Origin of the sequence: Amycolatopsis sp. NPDC001319 (assembly GCF_042896185.1) — a bacterium.
In the GTDB taxonomy this organism is placed as follows: domain Bacteria; phylum Actinomycetota; class Actinomycetes; order Mycobacteriales; family Pseudonocardiaceae; genus Amycolatopsis.
Genome location: NZ_JBIAWY010000015.1, coordinates 20,037 through 42,152 on the forward strand (window position 1 = coordinate 20,037; position 22,116 = coordinate 42,152).

At 70.7% G+C, this 22,116-nt stretch carries 22 protein-coding genes and 1 pseudogene; 14 read left to right on the forward strand and 9 right to left on the reverse strand.

The features are described 5' to 3' along the window. Positions 1-16: 16 nt before the first annotated feature. Entirely contained in the window at positions 17-724 is a 708-nt protein-coding gene (locus ACFY1H_RS40620; RefSeq protein WP_386955530.1) for a class II aldolase/adducin family protein, read from the reverse strand. 145 nt (positions 725-869) lie between these two features. Here ACFY1H_RS40620 and ACFY1H_RS40625 point away from each other — a divergent pair, with 145 nt between their 5' ends. Continuing rightward, positions 870-1,649: a FadR/GntR family transcriptional regulator gene (locus ACFY1H_RS40625; RefSeq protein WP_386955532.1), complete on the forward strand. Its 780-nt coding sequence runs from the start codon at positions 870-872 to the stop codon at positions 1,647-1,649. A 19-nt stretch (positions 1,650-1,668) separates the two neighbouring features. Here the strand turns inward: ACFY1H_RS40625 and ACFY1H_RS40630 are convergent, their stop codons facing one another. Next, a complete protein-coding gene (locus ACFY1H_RS40630) occupies positions 1,669-2,055 on the reverse strand; it encodes a MerR family transcriptional regulator (protein ID WP_386955533.1) in 387 nt (128 codons plus the stop codon). Between the two features lie 85 nt (positions 2,056-2,140). Here ACFY1H_RS40630 and ACFY1H_RS40635 point away from each other — a divergent pair, with 85 nt between their 5' ends. Next, positions 2,141-3,094, forward strand: a complete 954-nt coding sequence (locus ACFY1H_RS40635; RefSeq protein WP_366581752.1) for a TIGR03619 family F420-dependent LLM class oxidoreductase — start codon at positions 2,141-2,143, stop codon at positions 3,092-3,094. A gap of 36 nt (positions 3,095-3,130) precedes the next feature. Here ACFY1H_RS40635 and ACFY1H_RS40640 read toward each other — a convergent pair whose 3' ends face one another. After that, positions 3,131-4,033, reverse strand: coding sequence for a LysR family transcriptional regulator (locus ACFY1H_RS40640; RefSeq protein WP_366581753.1), 903 nt, complete (start codon positions 4,031-4,033; stop codon positions 3,131-3,133). A gap of 99 nt (positions 4,034-4,132) precedes the next feature. On the opposite strand from ACFY1H_RS40640, the gene ACFY1H_RS40645 reads away from it, so the two are divergent. The 6 genes from ACFY1H_RS40645 (at position 4,133) to ACFY1H_RS40670 (ending at position 10,110) form a co-directional block, all read left to right on the forward strand. Next, positions 4,133-4,972 (forward strand): oxidoreductase, encoded by an 840-nt coding sequence (locus ACFY1H_RS40645; RefSeq protein WP_366581754.1) that lies wholly within the window; start codon positions 4,133-4,135, stop codon positions 4,970-4,972. A 249-nt stretch (positions 4,973-5,221) separates the two neighbouring features. Then, on the forward strand, positions 5,222-5,995 hold the full coding sequence (locus ACFY1H_RS40650; protein WP_386955536.1) for a FadR/GntR family transcriptional regulator: 774 nt from the start codon (positions 5,222-5,224) through the stop codon (positions 5,993-5,995). After that, positions 5,988-6,365 (forward strand): cupin domain-containing protein, encoded by a 378-nt coding sequence (locus ACFY1H_RS40655; RefSeq protein WP_366581756.1) that lies wholly within the window; start codon positions 5,988-5,990, stop codon positions 6,363-6,365. The genes ACFY1H_RS40650 and ACFY1H_RS40655 overlap by 8 nt, the downstream gene beginning before the upstream one ends. A 106-nt stretch (positions 6,366-6,471) precedes the next feature. Further along, entirely contained in the window at positions 6,472-7,836 is a 1,365-nt protein-coding gene (locus ACFY1H_RS40660) for an MFS transporter (protein WP_386955538.1), read from the forward strand. Positions 7,837-7,869: 33 nt separating this feature from the next. Beyond that, positions 7,870-8,781, forward strand: a complete 912-nt coding sequence (locus tag ACFY1H_RS40665; RefSeq protein WP_366581758.1) for a polysaccharide deacetylase family protein — start codon at positions 7,870-7,872, stop codon at positions 8,779-8,781. 207 nt (positions 8,782-8,988) lie between these two features. Next, positions 8,989-10,110: an iron-containing redox enzyme family protein gene (locus ACFY1H_RS40670; protein ID WP_386955540.1), complete on the forward strand. Its 1,122-nt coding sequence runs from the start codon at positions 8,989-8,991 to the stop codon at positions 10,108-10,110. Here ACFY1H_RS40670 and ACFY1H_RS40675 read toward each other — a convergent pair. Next, positions 10,072-10,194, reverse strand: a pseudogene (locus tag ACFY1H_RS40675) (hypothetical protein); the annotation flags it as partial. The gene ACFY1H_RS40670 and the pseudogene ACFY1H_RS40675 sit on opposite strands and share 39 nt — an antisense overlap. Before the next feature lie 164 nt (positions 10,195-10,358). Here ACFY1H_RS40675 and ACFY1H_RS40680 point away from each other — a divergent pair. Next, positions 10,359-11,942 (forward strand): phytoene desaturase family protein, encoded by a 1,584-nt coding sequence (locus tag ACFY1H_RS40680; RefSeq protein WP_386955541.1) that lies wholly within the window; start codon positions 10,359-10,361, stop codon positions 11,940-11,942. 28 nt (positions 11,943-11,970) lie between these two features. Here the strand turns inward: ACFY1H_RS40680 and ACFY1H_RS40685 are convergent, their stop codons facing one another. Both ACFY1H_RS40685 and ACFY1H_RS40690 read right to left on the reverse strand, forming a co-directional pair. Beyond that, positions 11,971-12,423, reverse strand: a complete 453-nt coding sequence (locus ACFY1H_RS40685) for an SRPBCC family protein (protein ID WP_366581760.1) — start codon at positions 12,421-12,423, stop codon at positions 11,971-11,973. Between the two features lie 212 nt (positions 12,424-12,635). Next, complete coding sequence (locus tag ACFY1H_RS40690; RefSeq protein WP_386955544.1) at positions 12,636-13,070, reverse strand: SRPBCC family protein; 435 nt, start codon at positions 13,068-13,070, stop codon at positions 12,636-12,638. A gap of 282 nt (positions 13,071-13,352) precedes the next feature. Between ACFY1H_RS40690 and ACFY1H_RS40695 the strand changes: the two genes are divergently transcribed. Further along, positions 13,353-13,748: an STAS domain-containing protein gene (locus ACFY1H_RS40695; RefSeq protein ID WP_366581762.1), complete on the forward strand. Its 396-nt coding sequence runs from the start codon at positions 13,353-13,355 to the stop codon at positions 13,746-13,748. A 129-nt stretch (positions 13,749-13,877) separates the two neighbouring features. Here the strand turns inward: ACFY1H_RS40695 and ACFY1H_RS40700 are convergent, their stop codons facing one another. Beyond that, entirely contained in the window at positions 13,878-15,437 is a 1,560-nt protein-coding gene (locus tag ACFY1H_RS40700; RefSeq protein WP_386955546.1) for a CocE/NonD family hydrolase, read from the reverse strand. Positions 15,438-15,730: 293 nt separating this feature from the next. Between ACFY1H_RS40700 and ACFY1H_RS40705 the strand changes: the two genes are divergently transcribed. Beyond that, positions 15,731-16,396: an alpha/beta hydrolase family protein gene (locus ACFY1H_RS40705; RefSeq protein WP_386955548.1), complete on the forward strand. Its 666-nt coding sequence runs from the start codon at positions 15,731-15,733 to the stop codon at positions 16,394-16,396. Between the two features lie 30 nt (positions 16,397-16,426). Here ACFY1H_RS40705 and ACFY1H_RS40710 read toward each other — a convergent pair whose 3' ends face one another. After that, positions 16,427-17,158 carry a helix-turn-helix domain-containing protein gene (locus tag ACFY1H_RS40710; protein ID WP_366581765.1) on the reverse strand — a complete coding sequence of 244 codons (732 nt, stop codon included), beginning with the start codon at positions 17,156-17,158 and terminating at the stop codon, positions 16,427-16,429. 368 nt (positions 17,159-17,526) lie between these two features. Between ACFY1H_RS40710 and ACFY1H_RS40715 the strand changes: the two genes are divergently transcribed. Both ACFY1H_RS40715 and ACFY1H_RS40720 read left to right on the forward strand, forming a co-directional pair. After that, positions 17,527-18,762: a hypothetical protein gene (locus ACFY1H_RS40715; RefSeq protein WP_386955550.1), complete on the forward strand. Its 1,236-nt coding sequence runs from the start codon at positions 17,527-17,529 to the stop codon at positions 18,760-18,762. A gap of 294 nt (positions 18,763-19,056) precedes the next feature. After that, entirely contained in the window at positions 19,057-19,257 is a 201-nt protein-coding gene (locus ACFY1H_RS40720; RefSeq protein WP_366581767.1) for a hypothetical protein, read from the forward strand. A 22-nt stretch (positions 19,258-19,279) separates the two neighbouring features. Here the strand turns inward: ACFY1H_RS40720 and ACFY1H_RS40725 are convergent, their stop codons facing one another. Continuing rightward, positions 19,280-20,203 (reverse strand): TIGR03564 family F420-dependent LLM class oxidoreductase, encoded by a 924-nt coding sequence (locus ACFY1H_RS40725; protein ID WP_386955552.1) that lies wholly within the window; start codon positions 20,201-20,203, stop codon positions 19,280-19,282. Positions 20,204-20,632: 429 nt separating this feature from the next. Between ACFY1H_RS40725 and ACFY1H_RS40730 the strand changes: the two genes are divergently transcribed. Next, a complete protein-coding gene (locus ACFY1H_RS40730) occupies positions 20,633-22,111 on the forward strand; it encodes an ABC transporter substrate-binding protein (RefSeq protein ID WP_386955554.1) in 1,479 nt (492 codons plus the stop codon). Positions 22,112-22,116: the final 5 nt, after the last annotated feature.

The window sequence follows — 22,116 nt, forward strand, 5'->3', positions numbered from 1 at the left end:
GTACTCGCGGGGGACTTCAGGGGTTTTCGGTGCGCCGCACCACGTGCCGCCACAGGGTCGTGACGTTGAACGCCCCGCCCAGGTCGGGCAGGCGCGCGAGGTCCTCGTCGGGGATCGCCACCGGCTTCCCGCCGGCCTGGGCGACGGCGAGGGTGTGCCGGGCGAGCGTGTCGACGGCGATGGCCTGCAGCACGGCCTGGGCCACCGCGGTTTCCGGGTCGCCGCCGGCCACGCTGACCAGGCCGTGTCCACTGAGGACCAGGACGGGCCGGTCGCCCAGCGCGTCGGCCATCTGCCCGGCGAGGTCGTGGTCGTTCACGAGCACCGAGCGCGGCCACACCGGAATGCCGTCGGCGGCGAGCCGCGCAGCCGGGATGTCGTAGGCGCCGAACAGGGGCAGCCACGGCAGCCCGGCGAGCGCCATGGTGACCACGGCGGGTGGGTGCGCGTGGACCACGGCCGTCACCTCGGGGTGGCGCCGCAGCACCTCGGTGTGGATCGGCAGCTCGTTGGGCACGCTCCACTCACCGGTGTCGGGTGTGCCGTGCAGCGGCACCGGCCGGATGTCGTCGGCCGTCGTGTAGCGGAGGCCGGACTCCCGCGGGCCGCGGCAGCGCACCAGCAGCTCGTCCGGCGACGTGCGGACGCTGATGTGGCCGAGCACGTGCTCGACAAGGCCGGTCGCGGCGAGCACCCGGCAGGCCAGCGCGACGGATTCCCTCACGGCGCCTCCTGGCTGTTCTGAACCTCTGGTCTATTGGTTAGTCCGAACGACGATATGACCATAAGGCGCCCTCCAGCTGCCGGTCAACCCTTCGGCGGGCGCCGCGACGGCGGGCGTTCCGGCGTTCCTGTGAGAGGATCGCGGCATGGAACCAGCAGGGCGGGGTGGATCCGCGGCGGCTCCGCGGGCCGACAGCGGGCTGTTCGACGTCGTGTCGTCGAGCCGGATGTCGGAGGTCATCGTCGAGCAGATCCGCTCGCTCATCCGCGCCGACAAACTGCGTCCCGGTGACCGGCTGCCGAGCGAGCGCGCCCTGTGCGAGCAGATGGGCGTCAGCCGCGTCACCGTCCGCGAGGCCCTGCGCGTCCTCGAGGCCGCCGGCCTCGTCGCGATCCGCGTCGGCGCCCGCGGCGGCGCCTTCGTCACGACCCCCTCGTCGACCACGCTCAGCGCGAACCTCGCCGACCTCGTGAACCTCTCGCCGATGACGGGGCCGGAGGTCATCGAGGCCCGTCAGGTGGTGGAGCTCGGCATCCTCGACATCGTCATCGAGCGCGCGACCGAGACGGACGTCGACGAACTACGCGAGATGACCCGCGAACACCAGGCCGCCCTGAAACGCGGCGAGTACAACATGGAGATGTCGGCGGCGTTCCACGTCCGCGTGGCGCAGTGCACCCACAACGCCGCCATCGAGATGCTGGTCCACTCGTTCCACGGCCCACTGCTGATGTCCCTGCGCGAGGCCCAGGTGGCCGCCCCGCTCATGGGCCACCGCGGCACCACCGAACACCGCGACCTCGTCGAGGCCATCGCCGCCCGCGACACGGAAAAGGCACGCGAGATCATGGCCAGGCACCTCCGCCGCACCTCCCAGCGCATCGCCCGTGTGCAGGCGTCGCGGGAAAAGGGCGAGGAAGTCTAGGACGGGGCCGCGCGTCAATTCACGACGCGGCCGGCTCCCGGCGTTCGCTGACGGTGAGAACGGTTCCGAGGTAGTCGGTGATGGCGTCGCGGTTGCGGGTCAGGAATTCGATGCGTTCGGAAAGCCGGGCCTGTTCGTGCTGCAAAGTGACGATCATTTCGGGGGTCACGAAAGGCGCGTAGATGGTGTGCGGCTTGTCCAGGCACGGCAGGAGCTGCTGGATGATGCGGGTCGGGAGGCCGGCGTCGAGCAGTCCCTTGATCTGCTGCACGACGTCCACGTGCGGCTCGCCGTACTCGCGGTAACCGTTGGAGGAGCGGGTGGGCGTGATCAGGCCCTGCTCCTCGTAGTAGCGCAGCAGCCGACGGGAGACGCCGGTGCGCTCAGCGAGCTCTCCGATTCTCATGTGACCCAGTCTACCTTGACCTTCACATCGATGTGAGTGTTCAGACTCGCAGTAGGGACTGGTGACGATTACAACGGAGATTCGAATGAAACTGGGACTGCGGTTGCCCCAGCGGCTGGAAGTGGATCTGCAGCGCGACGTGGTCGAAGCCGCCAGAACGGCGGAAGCGGCGGGATACGCGAGCCTGTGGACCTACGAACAGTTGCTGTTCCCCGAGACACCCCTGGAACCGTACGCGCCGCCGAACGTGCCGTGGCCGGAGAGCGGGCGCCAGACCGCCGACCCCCTGGCGGTGCTCACGGCAGCGGCGGTGGTGACCGAGAAGGTGCGCCTCGGGACGGCCGTGTTGATCGCGGCCCTGCACACCCCCGTTCCGCTGGCGAAGGCGCTGGCGACGGTCGACCGGATCAGCGGCGGCCGCGTCATCGCGGGCCTGGGCGCCGGCTGGTCCAGCGACGTTTTGCGGGCCACCGGCGCCACCCGAGCGGATCGCGGGCGCTTCCTTGACGAGATGCTGGACGTCTTCGACGCCGTGTGGGGGCCGGATCCGGTGACCTTCCGCAGCCCTCGCGTCATCATCGAGAACGCGTCGGTCCTGCCGAAGCCCGCTTCGAAGATCCCCGTGATGCTCGCCGGCGGCGCCAGCAACCTGGGCCGCGCCTCCAGTTCCACGGCCCTGGAGCGCATCGCGCGGCGCGCGGACGGCTGGCTGCCGCTGCTCACCACGCCCGGGCCGGCCGGAGCCGCGGCACTGCGCGCGGACTGGAACCGCATCCGGGAAATGGCCACCGGGTACGGCCGGGACGCGAGCCGGATGGAGCTGGTCGTGGTGGGCAACGTCACCTTCACCGACCGTCCGGCGGGATCCGGCCGTTCGGCGTTCGTCGGCACGCTCGACCAGATCGTGGAGGACATCCACACGGCCGAGGAGGCCGGCGCCGACGAGCTCATCGTGGACCTGAACCTGCAGGACTGGTTCAAGAGCACCGGGCAGATGCTCGAAAAGGCGGTGGAGATCCGCGAACGCTTCGCCGCCTGACCCGTTTGGACGGCAGCGCCGCCGCCCTGGTGCGCGTCAGCCGGCCGCGGCGAAGTCGGTGGAGGCGGCGACGTCGGTGACGACGTCGAGCAGGGCGTGCAGCGCGGCGGAGTCGTTGCCCTCGAGCCAGACCATCTCGGTGGAGACGACCTCGCCGGCGATCGGCACGAAGACCACCCCGGAGCGGCGCAGGCTGCGCGCCGACCGGGCGAGGCGCGTGATGCCGACTCCGGCGGCGACCAGGCCGAGCAGTGCTTGCACGCTCGCGTCGCGGTGGACCACGTCGGGGGTGAACCCGGCGGTCCGGAAGGAACTGTCGAACGCCTCGTGCCACGGTTCCCAGGAGCTGCGCGGGGTCAGCACCCACCGTTCGCCGGCCAGCTCGGCGAGCGTCACCTCGGCCCGGTCGGCGAGCGGATGGCCTTCGGGCAGGACCGCGCACACCGGTTCGATCACCAGCGTCCGGGATTCCAGATCGGACACGAGCGGCGGTCGCGTGAACGCGACGTCGTAGCGTCCTTTTCGCACCCCTTCGACCAGCGGGGCGATCGTCGTCTCCTCGGTGGTCAGCCGGAGCTCGGGGAGCCGTTGCCGGACCGCGCGCACCACCGGCGGCAGCAGGTAGTTCGTGGTGGTCGCGAGGAAAGCGAGGCACAGGCGGCCGACTTCGCCGCGCGTGGCCCGGGCGACGAGATCGAACGCTTCGTCCGCCCGGGCGAGCACCGCGCGCGCCTCGGGCAGGAACAGCGTGCCGATCGCGGTCAGGCTCGTGCCGCGGGTGTCGCGGTCGAAGAGCTTCGCGCCCAGCATGCGTTCCAGCGAGGTGATCTGCTGCGACAGCGACTGCTGGCTGATCAGCAGCTGCTCGGCCGCCCGCGTGTAGCTGGACTCCTCGGCGACGGCGACGAAGTACCTCAGCTGCCGAAGATCAGGGGTCACAGGAAAAGCCTACAACCACGACAGGCAACCGGTGTTGGACGACGCCACGCTCCCGGGACGACCATCGACCTTGTTGGACACCAAGGGAAAGGCATGGGAATGACGAACGAAACACCGGGCCGCGTCTGGCTGATCTCGGGCTGCTCGAGCGGCTTCGGCCGCGAGCTCGTGCGGGCCGCGCTGGCCGCCGGTGACCGGGTGATGGCCACCGCGCGCCGCCCGGAGACCCTCGCCGACCTCGCGGAGGCCGGAGGCGACCGGGTCAGCACCGCGGCGATGGACGTCACGGACCCGGCCTCGATCCGCGCCGCGGTCGACGCGACGCTGGCCGTGTTCGGCCGGATCGACGTGCTGGTCAACAACGCCGGCTTCAGCGTGCTGGGCGCCATCGAGGAAACCTCGGCCGAGTACCTGCGCGCCATGTTCGACGTCAACTTCTTCGGTGCGGTGGAGCTGACGCAGGCCGTCCTGCCGGTGCTGCGCGAGCAGGGCAGCGGCACGATCGTGGTGATGAGCTCCCTCGGCGGCGTGATGACGTTCCCGGGTCTCGGCGGGTACAACGCGACCAAGCACGCGCTCGAGGCGCTGGGCGAGGCGCTGTCACTCGAGCTGACGCCGCTGGGGATCCGGGTCGTGGTGGTGGAGCCGGGGATGTTCCGCACCAACTTCAGCACCAGTCTGCAGTGGACACCCGAGAACCCCGCCTACCACGCGACCTCGGGCGAACTGCGGCAGATGGTCAAGAACGTCGTGGGCCAGGAACCGAACGATCCGGCCAAGGGCGCCGCGGCGATCGTCAAGGTCCTCGAGTCCGAGAACCCACCGCTGCACTTCCTCCTCGGCGAAGACGCGGTCGACGGCCTGCGCCAGCACCACGAGGCCCTACTGGCCGACGTCACCACGTGGGAGTCGCTCAGCCGGTCGACCACGATTTCCTGACCCGTGGACAGCGCGGACGGACTTCACGTTCCGCGGTGAACCCGAGACGGCCCCCGTCGCTCGAAGGTCCTCCCTTGCCGGGAGGTCGTCGGCCGGCGGGGGCCTTCTTTTCGGATCAGACGCCTGTTCCAGTCCGGATTCACCGGCTCACCATCCGTAATACCCGCAGTTCAGAGCCGGTGCCTGCGCCCTTGTCAGACCGATGAGTCGACTCTTGTGCGACCCGGGGCACTGGTCTAACCTCTGCGGATGCAGTCTTCAGACCAGTCCGAGCGGACCGCCCTGCCGCAGCGGCGGTACCTGCGCGTGGCTCAGGCCCTTCTGAGCGAGATCCAGCAGGGGGGCTGGACCGCCGGGGCCCGGCTTCCGTCGGACCGTGAGCTCGCCACCAAGTTCGAGGTGTCGCGGGCGAGCGTGCGCGAGGCTTTGTTCGCGCTGGAGCTCAGCGGCGCCATCGTGGCGCGGCACGGCGACGGCACCTACGTGGCCGACCTGAGCCGGGGGCTGTTCAAGCGCTCCGGAAACGAGATCGGCTCGACGCCCGAGCACGTCATCGCCGCCCGGCTGGTGGTCGAGCCGCCACTTTCCCGCCTTCTCGCGGCGAGTCCGGGTGATCTCGACTTGGACAAGGTGCAGCACGAGCTCGACCTGGCCGCCCGCTTGATCGACGAGCCGGCGCAGCTACCCGACTTCGTCAACCACTCCATGGCCTTCCACGCCGACCTGGCCGCGATGTGCCCCAACCACATCCTCAGCCACTTCGCGCTGGAGCTGGTCGAGATCGACCGGCAGCCCCTGTGGGTCCTGATCAACCAGATCGTGCTGCAGGACCGCGGAAACCGCCTCAAGCTGATCAACGATCACCAGCGCATCCTCGACGCGATTCGCAGCGACGGTCCTCGCGGTGCCGAGGATGCCATGCGGGATCACTTGCGGCTCAACAAGGAACAGCTCTTCCCCGGGCAGATTGGGGTCGAGTGGCCAGGTCTGGCGACCGAATCCGGAAGAGGAACGAATGACTGACAGTGTCACCGTCACGGGAAAGTACGTCCAGGTCACCTACGATCCCGCGAACCCGCCGGCGGACGGCCTGCTGCTGAGTGCGGCCAACGTCCCCGAGATCCAGAACTGCCTCGGTGTGGTGACGATCCCCGCAGGATCGCCGAGGACGGACACCATTGCGCACGCGACTTCCGAGGTCATGTACGTGGCCCAGGGGACCGGGCAACTGCACACGGACCAAGGTGTCATCGATTTCGAGCGAGGCCAGGCGATCTTCATCCCGGCGGCTTCGTGGCACGCACTGGAGAACACCGGCGGCGAGGACCTCGTTTCCGTGTTCTCCTTCCCCTCTCCTTCGCGGCCGTCAACACGCGCCAAAAGGGTGTCTTGAGGGCTCGGATCACCCACACTCGAACGTAGGAAGTGCAATCATGGCATTCGATGCGAAAGCCGCCATGGGCAGAAAACCCAGGTCACTTGGTGAAATCATCGATGACATGGGGCTCACCCGAACCCATTACCTGGCGCTCACCCTCGTGGTGCTGGGCGGCCTCTTCGAGGTCTTCGAGCAGCTCATTCTCTCCGCGCTCGGCCCCTCCCTCCAAAAAGATCTCGGCATCGACGCCTCCGCTTTGGCCTTGCTTTCGACGGTGAGCCTCATCGCGATCGTGATCGGCGGCATCGTCGGCGGAGTGGTCGCGGACCTGCTGGGCCGCAGGAGCCTGCTGGCCGTCAGCCTGGGGATCTACTGCCTGGGCTCGGTGCTTTCGGCCCTGGCGCCGAACTCGACGATTCTCGGGGTCACCCGGGTCGTGACCGGCCTCGGGGTCGGCGGTGAGATCGCCGTCGGGCTCACCTACCTGTCCGAGCTCACGCCGACCAAGGTCCGGGGCGTGTTCGTCTCCCTGTTCAACACCATCTCCGCGGGCGTCGGCCTGTTTCTCGCCTACGCCTACACGTTGCTGGTGATCGGCCCGTTCGCCTCGTGGGTCGGCGCCGGCGCCGACGACTGGCGGTGGGCCTTCGGCCTGCTGGGCCTTCCCTCGATCTTGATCTTCTTCTTCAGGCGGTACCTGCCCGAGACACCCGCTTACCTCTTGAGCCGGGGCAAGATCCGCGAGGCGAACGAGGCGCTCACCCGGCTGGCGACCGGCAAGCTGCGCCTGCGGGGCGGCGAAGTCCACTCCTACGTCGACAGCCAGACCGCTGCCGTTTCCGAGAGCGCGCAGGGCGACGGGCCCGCGTCCCAGGCGTTGAAGAGCGTGCTCACCAAGCCGCTTCGCCGGCGCACCATCGCCTTGGGGATCGCGGCGTTCCTGGCGTGGGGCGCGGAGTTCAGCGTGGTGCTGCTGATGCCCATCATGCTGGTCGACCGAGGCTATTCGGTGCAGGGCAGCGTGACCTTCACGATGCTGCAGAACCTGGGCGGTCTCCTCGGCTGCGCGATCGCCTCCTACGGCGGGTTCGCCATTTCGAGGCGGACCGTGGTCTGTGTGGGTGCGGTGTGCGGTGCCGTGGCCGTGCTCGCCTTCGCCATCTTCGCGCAAGGCGACGGGCTCATCCTGACGCTGGGTTTCGTGTTCCAGATCTTCGTGCTCCTGGTCAACACCACCATCTGGACGTGGGCGCCGGAGCTCTTCCCGACGCGGGTCCGCAGTTTCGGCACGGCTGTCGTCGTCAACACCGGATTCGTCGGCGGCGCGCTTCTGCCGCTGGTCGCCAGCTCGCTGCTGCAGGGGGTCGGCGAGTTCTGGGTGTTCGCCATCGTGGCGGTGATGTACCTGGGGCTGGCGCTGGCGGCGCTGTTCGTTCCGGAAACCCATCGGGTGCCCCTCGAGGTCCTGCACGGATCCGCCAAGTAGAACGAAAACTTCGTGAGTGAGGATTTGCGGTCGATGCGAGAAATTCCGAGCAATCTCAGCCGGGACCTGGTCGGCTACGGCAAGGACGTGCCGGCTGTCCGGTGGCCCGGCGACGCCAAGGTGGCGGTCAACCTCGTGGTGAACTACGAGGAGGGTTCCGAATACTCCCACGAGATGGGAGACGGTGAGAACGACAGTCTCGCCGAAGTGGACTACGCCTTCCCGGCTCATCTGCGGGACCTGGCGAAGGAATCGATGTACGAGTACGGCAGCCGCGTCGGCGTGTGGCGCCTGCTCCGCCTCTTCGACGAGTACGACGTCAAAGCCACGTTCTTCGGCTGCGCAGTGGCCTTCGAACGCAACCCCGAGGTCGCGTCGGCGGCCCGCGAAGCCGGCCACGACCTGCTCGGGCACGGGTGGCGCTGGGAAGAGCACTGGCGCTTGTCGCGCGAGGAAGAGGCCGACCGGATCAAGAAAGCCGTCGCCTCCTTCACCCAGACGTGGGGTGAAGCGCCCAGCGGCTGGTACTGCCGCTACGGCCCCTCGATCAACACGCGCGAGCTGGTCGTGGAGCACGGCGGATTCCTGTACGACTCGGACGCCTACAACGACGACCTGCCCTACTACGTCGACGTGAACGGAGTCCGGCAGCTCGTCGTCCCGTATTCGCTGACCTACAACGACATCCAGGGCACTCGGTCACCGAGCCTGTTCCTCGACTACCTCAAGCGCGGCTTCGACGAACTGTGGCTCGAAGGCTCGAAGGGCCGGCCCAAGATGATGTCCATCGGCCTCCACCCCCGCCTGGTGGGTCAGGCGGCACGCACCGGGGCGCTGCGGGAGTTCATCGAATACGCCCAGGCCAAGGGCGGCGTCTGGTTCGCCCGCCGGGCCGACATCGCCCGCTGGTGGAACGAGCACTCGGAGGAGTTCGTCCAGGGGTGAGGCCCGGACGGCTGGCGGACCTGGCCTGAGGACAGATCCCGCCGCCCGCGCTCAGGCTGCTCTGTCCCGCCTGTGACCTTCCCGCGCCGCCCCCGGTTTCCCGGTCCGAACCGGAGGGTATCCGGACGGCGCTCGGCCACCGCTGAGGAGTCCCCACCGGCCACCCTGGCCGGTGGGGCACATTTCCCCCGGGTACCAGGAGGTTCCATGCGTCTGCCCCATCCTCGCGGTCCGGCGAGTTCCGCGGTCGTCACCCGGCTCGGGTCCGAGCCGGACGACGCGGCGGCCAGTGCGGTACCGGCCGGCGCCGGCGGGCCGGTGTGCCACGACGAAGACCTGCAGCTCACCCTGTGGATCTGTTACGAGCTGAGCTACCGCGGTTTCGACGACGTCGACGCCGCCTGGGAACACGCTCCCTTCGTCACGGGCATGCGACGGCAGCTGGAACGCAGATGGGTGGCCGGTCTGCACGAGCTCGTGCCGCCCAACCCGGTGCGGCCGGACGCGGTGGCGCAGGCGTTGGCCGACCTGGTGCGGGCGGACGAAGGGCCACCCGTGGCGAAGTTCCTGCAGCGGCGCGCTTCCGAGGAGCAGTTCCGGGAGTTCGTGGCGCAGCGCTCGGTCTACCACCTCAAGGAGGCCGATCCGCACAGCTGGGCCATTCCCCGGCTTTCCGGCGCGGCCAAGGCGGCACTGGTCGAGATCCAGGCCGACGAATACGGGCAGGGCCGGCTCGCCCGGATGCACTCGGAGCTCTTCCGGGGCACCCTGCGCTCGCTGGGGCTGGACGACGGCTACGGCCACTACGTCGACCGCGTCCCGGCGGTGACGCTCGCGGTCAGCAACCTCATGTCCCTGTTCGGGTTTCACCGCCGCTGGCTGGGCGCGGCGCTCGGGCACCTGGCCGCGTTCGAGATGACGTCGTCGTTGCCGAATCGCCGCTACGGCAACGGACTGCGCCGGCTGGGTGGCGATGCCGCCGCCACGCGGTTCTACGACGAACACGTCGAGGCCGACGCCGTCCACGAGCAGATCGCCGCGCACGATCTGTGCGGCACGTTCGCCCGTGAGAACCCGTCGGCCGCGGGCGATGTCCTCTTCGGAGCGGCGTGCGCGCTGGCGGTGGAAGGGGAGTTCGGCCGGATGCTGCTCACGCAATGGGACGAAGGACGCTCGTCCCTGCGCCCGGCGCCGGGGTCAGCGCCCGGCGGCCGCGCGGAAGCCCCGCACCTTGTGAGTGCCGTCGCAGAACGGTTTGACGGCCGAGAGCCCGCACCGGCACAACGCGACCGTGCTCCGGCCGGGGTCGATGACCTCGCCGTCCGGTGAGCGGAGCTCGAAGGCACCGCGGACCAGCAGCGGCCCGTCTTCGTACGGGGTGATGGTCACGGCTTCCGTGACGTCGTCGTTCACCGGCCCCGGGTACCCCGCCCGCGCCCCGCTCAAGCCGACTCGCCGGCGACCGCCGCGGCCGCCGGACGATTTCCGGGTTTCCGCCGGCCGAACCGGGGTTATCCGGGAGGCGTGCGCATCGTGATCACCGGCGCGACCGGGAACCTCGGCACGGCGTCGGCGTGATGGAGACCGTCGACGCGATCGTGGTCGGGGCGGGGCACAACGGGCTCGTCGCGGCGAACCTGCTCGCCGACGCCGGCTGGGACGTCCTGGTGCTCGAAGCCACGGACGCCCCGGGAGGGGCCGTGCGCACCGCGGAGGTGACGTCGCCGGGTTTCCGCAACGACCTGTGCAGTGCCTTCTTCCCGATGGCCGCCGCGTCGCCGATCCTGCGTGGCCTCGGCCTGGAGGAACACGGGCTGCGCTGGCGGCACGCGCCCGACGTGCTCGCGCACGTCCTGCCGGACAACCGATGCGTGGTGCTCTCGCGCGACGTGGACCGCACGGCCCGGTCGGTGGCTCGGTTCGCGCCCGCCGACGGGGACGCGTGGCGGGAGCTGTTCACCCAGTGGCAAGGGCTGCGTGACCCACTGCTGGACGCGCTGTTCACGCCGTTTCCTCCGGTGCGGCCCGCCGTGAAGCTGCTGCGGCGCACCGGTACCGCCGACGCGCTGCGGCTGGCGCGGATGCTGACGTTGCCCGCACGGCGGTTCGGGCAGGAACGGTTCGCCGGCGAAGGCGCGCGGCTGCTGCTGGCGGGCAACGCCGCACACAGCGACCTGTCCGTGGACAACGCGGGCAGCGCGGTGTTCGGCTGGCTGCTGACGATGCTCGCCCAGGACGTCGGGTTTCCCGTGCCCGAAGGCGGAGCGGGCGAGCTGGTGGCGGCATTGCTGCGCAGGCTGGGTGGACGCGGAGCCCTCCACTGTGAACACGGGGTGACCGAGATCCTGGTGGCCGGCGGCCGCGCGGTGGGGGTGCGCTGCGCCGACGGGACGGTGGTCCGCGCGCGCCGGGCGGTGCTGGCCGATGTGCCGGCGCCCGCGTTGTACGGGCAGCTCGTGGCGCCGGAGTGGCTGCCGGCCCGCCTGCTGCGGGATCTCAAGGCGTTCGAGTGGGACAGCGCGACGGTGAAGGTCGACTGGGCCTTGAGCGGCCCGGTCCCGTGGACCGCGCCGGACGCCGCGGGCGCCGGCACCGTCCACCTGGGCTGCGACGAGGACGGTCTCGCGACGTTCGGCGCGGAGCTGGGCCGGGGCCGGGTGCCGCGCCGGCCGTTCCTGCTGCTCGGCCAGATGACCACCGCGGATCCCACGCGTTCGCCGGCCGGGACCGAAGCGGTGTGGGCGTACACCCATGTGCCGCGTGGGTCCGTGGCGACCGCGTCGGCGTCGGCCCGCCGAGCCGACGCGATCGAAGACACGATCGAGCGGCAGGCGCCGGGCTTCCGCGACCGGATCGTCGGCCGCTGCGTGCAGGGCCCGGCCGAGCTCGCCGGTCACGACCCGAGCCTCGTGGGTGGCGCGGTGAACGGTGGTACCACGGCGCTCCACCAGCAGCTGTTCTTCCGGCCCGTCCCGGGTCTCGGCCGCGCGGACACGCCGGTCGACCGCCTCTACCTCGCCGGTGCCTCGGCCCACCCCGGCGGCGCGGTCCACGGTGGACCGGGTGCCAACGCCGCTCGCGCCGCCCTGGCGCGCGACGGCGTACTCGGTGGGGGATACGCGGCACTGATCCGCACGGCCCATCGCGCGGTGTACGGCTGATGAAGCGGACGGCGCGGCGGTGGCGTCGCTACGGCCGGACCCGCGCCCGCTCTCGGCCCTCGACCACATCGGCCAAACGGGCCAGGGATTCCTGGTTGCGCGGCCGCAGCACCAGCGCCTGCACCGCCTCGGGGAGCAGCTTGCCGGGTCCGCGCAGCGCCCGCTCGGACATCCTGACCAGAGTCTGTCCATCTTGGACGGACAACGTCACTTCGACCTCGGCTGTGCCGAACGGCCACGCCTGGGCTTCGAGCTTCACGGATTCACCCGGTCGCACGGCGAGAACCACCGTGCTGTCCTGAACTTGCGCCGGCCAGGCGCCGACGCTGTGGTGCAGGCGGCTGCCGACCGCCGGCCACGTCGCGTCGACGTCGCGGATGTGCGAACTGCCGACGACCCAGCCGGCGTAGGACCACCCGTCGGCGAGGACGGCGAACACCGCCGCAGGCGAAGCCCGGACGAGGCGGGTCACTTCGATCATCGTTCTCTCCTCGGGTTGTCCCCATCGCTGCCGACGTTCCGCACCCCGGGTACCCGCGGCCGGGGAAGGTAACCGCCGCCGGCGAGATCCTGGTGTGCGAAAAACCTCTGCGACCTGGAGAAGTTTGGTTCCCGCCCGAGGGGGTATCGCGGTCGGAGCGGCTCCCGCCGGTCGTGCAGCTGGTCGGCGGGAGCCGTTTTCCTGCCACCGCGTCACTCCGGTGCGCCGAGGATCCGGGTGAGGCTTTTTTCGGTGTCGGCGCCGACCTTTTCGAACACGACCTTGGCGAGTGGCGCCGCGAGCTTGGCGGCTCCGTGGAACTCGATCGTGGCGTGGTAGGTGATCGTGGTGCCCGCGCCGTCGGCGGCGAGGCCGATGTCGTCGGTGGAAGTCGCGGTGTCGTTGCGGCCGACGAACACCACCCGGCCGGGTTCGAGCCGCGTCAGCTCGTACGTCAGCTCCGTCTTGACGCCCGCGATCTTCGAGACGTTGCGCCATCGGGACCCGACCTCGACCGGCCCGCGGCCGAGCGGGTCGCACGAGACGGTCCCCGGATCCCACTCTTCGGCGTTGGCGAAGTCCTTCAGGTAGTCCTGTACCTCGGCCGGCGCGGCGGCGACGGCGAACTTGCGGGTCACCTCGACCATGGATCGTCTCCTTTGCTGCCGAACTCGTCGGCCGGTGCTTCGGCCGGCTGGGCTCTTCGCGGAATCGAGCCTCGGGTACCCCGCCCCGGACCGCCCAACCGGCCCGCGGTCGTCCACCCGCCCGCTGCGCGGCGGTGCCACCCAGCGCCACGGTGCGGTTGTCCGGGACGTACCGCGCGGCTATGGTGGTCTTCGCGTGGTGGAACACAGAGCCACGTCATGGTTTTCGTCTGGCCCGGCCCCGCCTCTCGGTTGCCTCGGATCCGAGCGCGGGGAGCTCAGATGGCTCGCTCCTTCAAAAATATCGACACCAGCGGACGTTCGTCGTTGGCGGTGGAAACCCGCCATCCCCGGCCCGGCCAGGCACTGGTGATGGTGGGCGGCGAAGTCGACTTGGCCACGGCGCCGCGGCTGGCCGACGAGGTGAACGCGCTGTGCCGGACGCCGCACCACAGCGTGGTCGTCGACTTGAGCGGGGTGAACTTCCTGTCGGTGCGGGGAATCGCGGTGCTGCTCAGTCTGCAACGGCACTGCCGGGAGGCTTCGACCGAGCTGTCGCTGATTTTCTCCCCCGCCGTCCGGCGGATCTTGGAACGGCTGGACTCGTCCGAGTTCTTCGCCACGAGCGAGCTGCTCCGGCCCGCTCCGATGCGGACCGGCCCTTCCTGCCGGGCGTGAGCCCGCGCCGTCACCTCACCTCAGCCCGGGCAGGCGGCAAAGTCGCTCGCCACCGCGCACCAGGACTGACGCCGGCGGCGATCACCAGGGGCGAGGCCGGTTCCGGACGGTCTCGCTCCACGTTTTGCTTCAGAGAGCCGCAACGGGCAGCGTCAGGTGCGAACCCTCGCACGAGATCGTGTAGTGGCACGGCTCCGGGTTGCGCGCGAAGCGTGGGTGGGCCCCGCCGGAAATCTGCAGGCGCAGGCGCCGGCCGGGCGCGAAGCGGTGGGCGCAGGTGCCGAGCGAGAGGGTGACTGGGGCGTCGGTGGTGGTGAGGCGGGTGAAGACCTCGGTGACGTTCCACGAGCGGCCGCGTTCGTCCACTTCGCACAGTCGCACGAACACGTCGGGCGTGGTGCCGGTGGTGATCCGCAGGTGCACCGACGGCGCGCCCAGGACTTCGAGCGGTGTGTCCAGCGGAGCGGAGGTGAAGGTGACCACGTCGTCGCGGGCTTCGAGCGCGCTGTTGTCCTGGCGGCCGGCCTTGGCGGACATGTGGCGCCCGCCCACCGACGGTGTCGGGTCCGCCGGGTCGTAGGTGAACTCGACGGTGCCCGAGTTGCTTTCGGCGCCGAGGCCGCCGGTCGAGGTCAGGCCCAGCACGCGTTGCTCGGTCTTGGGTGGCCACGACGGCATCGACCGCCACTGTCCGGCGCCGGTCACGTGGATCCGCACGGGCGCGGGCCGCCGCGACGGAGCACCGGCGAGGTGCTCGTCGAACCAGGCCAGGGCCTCGGGGTCGGTGACGCGCGAGGATTTGAAGGCCGTGTCCAGGTGTGTCCACGGGCCGATCGTGAGGGCGACGTCGGCGTCGAGGCGGCGGTACTGCTCCAGCGTCTGGTCCACGAACACGTCGTGCCAGCCGCCGATGAGCAGGACGGGGATCCGCGTCGCGGTGAGCGCCGCCGAGGCGTCGTAGCCCGTCCAAAAAGGATCTTCGAGGTCGGGGTGGGCGAGCCAGTCGGTGAACCACGGGTGGTCGGGGCCCAGGGCCTTCACCGCGGCGGCTTCCGGCGTCGGCTCGCGCAGCGCGGCGTCGACGCGGCGGCGCGCGGCGAGCATCGCGCGCGGTCCCCGGGCCTGCACGGTGGTGCTCCAGCCGAGGAAGTCGGCCAGGGCCACGGAACCGGTGCCGCGGATGGCGCGGGCGAAGTCGTGCGGCCCCACGAGGACGACGGCCGCCCGCAGCTCAGGTGGCGGGTCCTGCCGCAGCGCCCACTGCGTCCAGCCGAGGTAGGAACCGCCGAGGGTCGCGAGCCGGCCGGTGAACCACGCCTGCTCGCGCAGCCACGCGACCGCGTCCTGGCTGTCGGCCGTCTCCTGCGCGATGGGCCGGAACGCGCCGGTGGACCCGCCCGTCCCGCGGACGCTCTGCACCACGACCTGGTACCCGCGCTCGGCGAACGCGCGGCCGTGGAACAGGCTTTCGGGCAGGCCGCGGCCGTACGGCGAGCGGATGAGCACGGTGCCGTGCGCCTCGCCGACGGGCAGGTAGAGGTCGGTGAGCAGCTGCGCCCCGTCGCGGGTGAGCACGGGTACCGCCCGCTCGACCGTGTAGCGCCGGCCACCCTTGGGCAGGCCGAACGCCGCCCGGTGGACGGCACCGATCGCGCGGGCGAGCACGCCGGCAGGCCGGGGCTGGGCCATGGTTCCTCCTGGTGGTGCGCGTCCGCCGGCGCGCGGCGAGACCGTTTCGGGCTCGTGGGACGGTTCCTTCGACTTGCCGGGGTGGAGCGCCACCGCCCCACCCCAGAATGCTGCGTGGCATCCGGTGAGGACACCCCGGCGTCGCCGAACCGGGCCCCATCCGCACCTCCGTGAAAAACCCGGTATCGGAATAGCTATTCCGGATCATAGCATGATGGCGTACCAGGTCATTCGGCGGAAGCGGCACCGGGAACACGGTCTTGAGGAGACAATCATGAGCGCAGGAGCGCGCAATGTCGTGCTCGTCCACGGGGGGGTTCGTGGACGGTTCGGGCTGGGCGCAGGTCCACGACCTGCTCGTCCGCGACGGCTACTCGGTGAGCGTCGTGCAGAACCCGACGCTGTCGCTGGAGGGCGACGCCGCGGCGACCCGGATGATCCTCGATCAGCAGGACGGCCCGACTGTCCTGGTCGGACACTCCTACGGCGGCGCGGTGATCAGTGAGGCGGGTACTCACGACAACGTGGCGGCGTTGGCTTATATCGCCGCGTTCGCGCCGGACAAGGGGGAGTCGGTGAACACGCTGATCGCCGACCCGCCTCCGGGGGCGCCGGTGCCGCCGATTCTGCCGCCGCAGAACGGATTTCTGTTCCTGGACAAGGAGAAGTTCCACGAGTCGTTCTCGGGTGACCTCACGCCGGAGCGCGCGCGGTTCCTGGCCGACTCGCAGGTGCCGTGGGGTGTGGACGCTCTCGCGGGCGCGGTGAGTCAGCCGGCGTGGCGGGTGAAGCCGAGCTGGTATCTGGTGGCGACGGAGGACCGGATGATTCCGCCGCCCGCGCAGCACGCGATGGCGGAGCGGGCCGGGGCGACGGTGACGGAGGTGGCGGCGAGCCACTCGTTGTTCGAGTCTCAGGCGGCCGCGGTTGTCGAGATGATCAAGACGGCGGCGGCCTGACCCGGGATTCCGCCGGGGCGCGGCCGCGCCCTAGCCGTCGCCCGAGATCCGCCGGCGCCGGCCACGCTCCAGTGCGGAGATCTGCCGGTCGGTGAGCCCGGGTTCGGGCAGTGGCGTGGGGGTGTCGCGGGCGGGCTGGAGGCTGTCCATCAGGAAGCCGATCATCCGGCGGTACAGGCGGGGGTGGGCCGCGCCGCCGAACTCGACGGACGTCTGCACGGCCATCGACATCAGCAGCAGGTCGCCGGCCACGAGGTCGTCGCGCACGCGACCGGACTCGCGCGCCCGCTGCACGAGCCGGCCGAGGTGCTTGCCGGTGCGGTTGTGGGTGTCCTCGACCAGCTTCGCCAGCCGGTGCGGCGTGCGGGGCCGCGACCAGCCGAGCGACTCGCTGTAGGAGCCGCTGAGCAGCTCCCGGAACCCCTTGTCGGGAGCGAGGGTGGTGACCGACTTCTCCAGGAATCCGGCGATGCCCGCCCACGGGTCCGGGTCGAGGCTCGCGTCGATCGCCTGGTTCTCGGCGAGCTCGAACAGCGGCGCGTAGACGTCGTGGATCAGGTCGTCCTTCGTCGGGAACGTGCGGTACACCGTGGCCACGCCGACCCCGGCTGCCTTGGCGACGTCGGCGAGGGTGGCGCTGCAGCCGTGCTCCGCGAAGACCTCGGCGGCGGCGTCCAGGACCCGTGCGAGGTTCGCCTTCGCGTCCCGCCGCGACGGTCCCGGTCGCGGGGTCCTCGGTTCGGCTGCGCGCGGCTCGGTCACCTACCGGATTTTACCGGGCTGTCCTGCGGCTTCGCGGTCTGACGAGCTGAGCGGCACGATCGTCGGCGCCGGCCATCCGCGCCGGGTCGACACCGTGCTCGTCGCCGGCCGCGTGGTCAAACGCGACGGTCACCTCGTGGACCTCCCGTTGCCGGCCCTGCGGTCCCGGCTGCTCGAGTCCCGCCGCCGCATCGCCGAGGCGGCGGGCGTCCCCCGACCGCACCTGGCTGCCGAGGACCGAACAGGCGTAGCCATCTCCGCGTCGGCTTCACACGTTTGCGTGAAAGGGGACCGATTGCGCCGAGATGTGCTGCGTCGGCGCAGGTCAGGGTGGTTGCCTCGAGGGACGGGCGGGGTGAGGAGTGTCGATGGGGCGAGGTCGAGGCGCGCTGGTGCCGGCTGTGTCCATGGGGTTGGCCGCGCTGCTGGGCGTGCTCGGTGCGCAGCCGGCCGGCGCGGCCGGGTCGGCGTACGCGACCTGGGACCTGCGGTCCGGCGAGCGTTCGGTGACGGTGCCGGTGGCGGGTTTCCCGGCCGGCGCCTTGTCGACCGACGCGACCTCCGCGACCGCGACGAGCGGCGGGACCACGTACCTGGCGGCGGACACGCCGTTCGGACAGGTCTTCGGCAGCTCGCGCGGGCGGCCCTACGCGGTGATCCGGCCCGCCGCGGGCAGCGCGCCGTCGACGACCACGATCAGCTTCGCCCACCCGGCCCCGGCGTCGAGCTGGGGGTTCACCCTCGGTGACGTCGACGCCGACACCGTCCAGGTCAGCGCGACCGGCGCGGACGGCAGCCGCGTCGACGTCGCGTCGCTCGGTTATCAGGGCGCCTTCAACTACTGCGGCGGCACGCCCAAGCCGGCGTCGTGCGGCAGCGGGAGCGCCGGCGACCGGCCGACGTGGGACCCGGGCACCGCGACGCTGCGCGGCAACGGCCCCGACACCGAGGGCGCGAGCGGCTGGTTCCGCCCGACCGCGGCGATCTCCTCGCTGACCCTGCGCATGACGGTGCTGACGGGCCGGCCCGTCTACCAGGTCTGGCTCGCCGCCCTCACCCGCACGGTGAGCGGCACCCTGGCCGGCGCGTGCGACGGCCGGCCCGCCACGGGCACGGTGCGCCTGCTGACCGGCAGCGGCGCGGTCCTCGCGGAAACCACCTCCGAGCCCGACGGCAGCTACGCCTTCCCGTCCGTCGCGGCGGACCGCTACGAGGTCCAGGTCGTGCCGACGGAAGGCTTCACCGTGGATGGCCCCACCACCACCCCGGCCGACACGACCTCCGCCGACGCCCCCGACGTGGACTTCGCCCTCACCTGCCGGCCGAAACCACCGACGACGACACCGCCCACGACGACGCCGCCCACGACGACGCCGCCCACATCGTCACACCCGACCGATGTGTCCACCACCGAGCCGACCTCCGCCCAGCCCACGACGACAAGCAGCGGCATCGTCGTCCCGCCCGCGACCCGCACCACCCCGAACGGCCCACTCGCCACCACCGGCACCTCGGCCGGTCCCTGGCTCGGCGCCGGCCTCCTCCTCGTGGCCGTGGGAACAGGCCTGCTCATCCTCACCGCTCGCCGGCGCCGCACCCGCTGACCGCGCGAGGCTGGGCCACCCGACCGATCGGCCGAGTCGCCGAACACCTCAACATCCACATCGGACCGCGACCGCGACCGCACCGACCGGCCACAATTCGGCGGCCTGCGCGAGACTGCCGATCGGCGCGGAGCTGTGCCCGGCGAAATCTTTCCCACAGCCAAGCATTTTTCACCGCCCGGCTGCACGCGAGCCCAGGATGCGGGCGGTTTTGTTCTCCCGCCGGCTGGACGGGGCTGGACACGGCCGCGACCGCGACGAGAATGGAAGGCGGTCCGGTACGGGAGGCTGACGATGAAGCGTGCGATCCGGGCATTGACCCGAGCGGTCACCGGCTACGGCTGGGTGCTCGCACCTCCGTCCGCGCCGCTCGACTTCGGGTTCGTCATACCCGTGCCGCGGTCGGCCGCGGCCGATGAGCCGAGCGTGCCGCTGTCGCGCCGTGAGCGTGAGATGTTCCGGCGGATCGTGCACGACTTCGCCGCGTCCGAGTGACTGTCCACAGTGGTCTGCGCGGTCAGGCCAGGCCACCGAGGACTTCGAAGGTGCGGGCCTGGTCTTCGGGACCGCCGAGATCGGTCTGCGTGAACACCACTTCGGTCGCTCCGGCGTCGAAGTAACTGCGCACCCCAGCGGCGATGGCCGATTCGTCCCCGATGACGGCGAGCTCACCCGCGTGCTGCGCGCCCGCCAGAGACACGACGCGCTGGTAGGAGGGGATCTGGTCGTAGAACGCCATGTCCCGCAACGCTTTTTCCCGGACATCACCGGCGTTCGCCGTGACCGTGCCCGCCACGAAGGCGACGATCCGCGGTGCGGGGCGGCCGGCCTCCTCGGCCGCTTGGGCGATGGCGGGGACGATGTGCTCGCCGAGCACGCGCGGTGAGGCCAGGTAGGGGAGTGTGCCGTCGGCGAGTTCGCCGGTGACCCGCAAGGCTTTCGGCCCCATCGCGGCGACGAGCACCGGCACCGTCGGCTGCGCGCCGGGCACGGTGACCGGCAGGATCGGCGCGACGGTGAGCCGGTCGCCGTGGAAGTCGGCGGTGCCGGTGTCCAGCAACGCCCTCAGCGAGGTCAGGAACTCGCGCAGCAGCGCGACGGGCCGCTCGAACGGCAGCCCGAACGTCTTCTCGACGATGAACCGGGCGCCGAGCGCGAGCCCGAGGTGGAAGTGCCCGTGGGTCGCGGCCTGCGCGGTTTGCGCCTGGGACGACACGAGCACGGGGTGGCGGCCGAACACGGGGATCGCGGACGTGCCCACGTGCAGCCCCGGGAGCTCGCGTCCCAGGACGGTGGCGAGGGTGGCGGCGTCGTAGTCAAGACGCTGGCCCACCCACGCGGAGCGGATTCCGGCCGCGGCGGCCGCGCGGGCCTGTTCGACGACGGCGTCGACGTAGTTGGCGACTCCGGTGGTCGTGTTGAGCGAGACTCCGATGGTCATGCCGGGAACAACCCGTGCACCGGCCGAAGCATTTCTTTGTACGGCCGGATCTCGTCTGATGGGAGGATTTCCGCGCTCGTCCGGCGCCGTTGACCGGTGCGAGAAACGGTCATTAGAGTTCGCGGCGAGCGGCATCCCGAACCGGCGGCAAACCCGGCCGGAGGATGCCCGAATCGTGAGGACGCATTCTTTCCCGCCGCGGGAATTCCCGCCGACATTCGCGTGATCCGGCCGCGAGACACGACGTCGTGTTCCGCCGTGCCTTCGACGAGCTAGGAGTACCCGACCGTGAGACCGTCTCTTCACCGGCGCCGGACCAGTCGAGTGGCCCTCGCCGCACTGGCGGCAGCCACTGCCTTGACGCTCAGCGCCTGTGGGGAAGGCGGCGCCACGAGCACCGCGAGCGGACCGCCCCACAGCGGTGGCACGTTGACCTTCGCGGTGGGCTCGGACGCCGGTTGCGTGGATCCGCAACAGGTCAGCAGCAACGACACGATCTATTCGCTGCGCCAGATCGTCGATTCGCTGACCGACCAGGATCCCGCGACCGGCAAGATCGTGCCGTGGCTGGCGCAGAGCTGGGACATCAGCCCGGACGCGACCACGTTCACCTTCCACCTTCGCCCCGGCGTGACCTTCAGCGACGGCTCGCCGCTGACCGCGCAGGTGGTCAAGGACAACTTCGACGCGGTGCCGAAACTGGGCGCCCTCGGGGTGCTGGCCGAGGGCTATCTGAGCGGGGTCCAGGCCACCACGGTGGTCGATCCGAGCACCGTCCGCGTGCAGTTCAGCCGGCCCAATGCCCAGTTCCTGCAGGCGACCTCCACGTTCTCGCTCGGGATCGAATCCTCGGCGAGCGCGAAGAAACGGCCGCAGGACAAGTGCAGCCAGGGCGTGATCGGGTCCGGTCCGTTCGTGCTGAAGCAGCACGTGGCGAACCAGTCGATCACGCTGGCCAAGCGCACGGGCTACGACTGGGGTTCCTCGCTCTGGCGCAAGAAGGGCGAGGCCTACCTCGATCAGGTCGTGTTCAAGGTGGTGCCGGAGGCCGGGGTGCGCCAGGGCAGCCTGCAGTCCGGTCAGGTCGACGCGATCGGCAGCGTCGGCAAGGCCGACGAGGCCGCGCTGAAGGCGGCCGGTGTCACGTTGCTGGCGAGGGCGAATCCCGGCGCGGTGTTCAACCTCGGTCTGAACAATTCCCGTCCGGCACTGCGGGACGAGCGGGTGCGCCAGGCACTGCAGGTCGCGGTCGACCGGCAGCAGATCGTCGACACCGTGTTCCCGACCGGGACCCGGCCGGCGACCAGCGTCCTGTCGCACACGACACCGGACTATGCCGACCAAGGCCCGGCGCTGGCGTTCGACGCGGCGAAAGCCAAGGCGCTGCTGGACTCCGCCGGCTGGACGCCCGGCGGCGACGGCATCCGGCAGCGCAACGGCGCCCGGCTCAGCCTGAACCTGGTGTGGTTCGCCAACGCGGCCACCAACCAGCCCGCGCTCGAGCTGGTGCAGCAGCAGCTGAAGGCCGTCGGCGTCGACGTCGTGCTCAAGCAGCTGCCGATCGCGCAGCTCGCGCAGGCGCAGACCGCCGGTGACTTCGATCTGTTGTGGGGCAATCTGACTCGGGCGGATCCCGACATCCTGCGCGGCCAGTACTCGACGCAGCTGGCCAATGTCTACCGCATCCCCGCGCCCGGAATCGACGAGTTGCTGACGCGGCAGGCGGCGACGACCGACGCCGCTCAGCGCAAGGCGGTTGTCGCGCAGGCGCAGCAGGAGGTCGTGCGCAACGCCTACGTCATCCCCGTCGTGGAACTGCAGACGGAGCTCGGCGTCGCGCCGAAGGTGCACGACCTCGACTTCGAGGCCTCCAGCCGGATCCAACTGCACGACACGTGGCTGAGCTAGCCGGC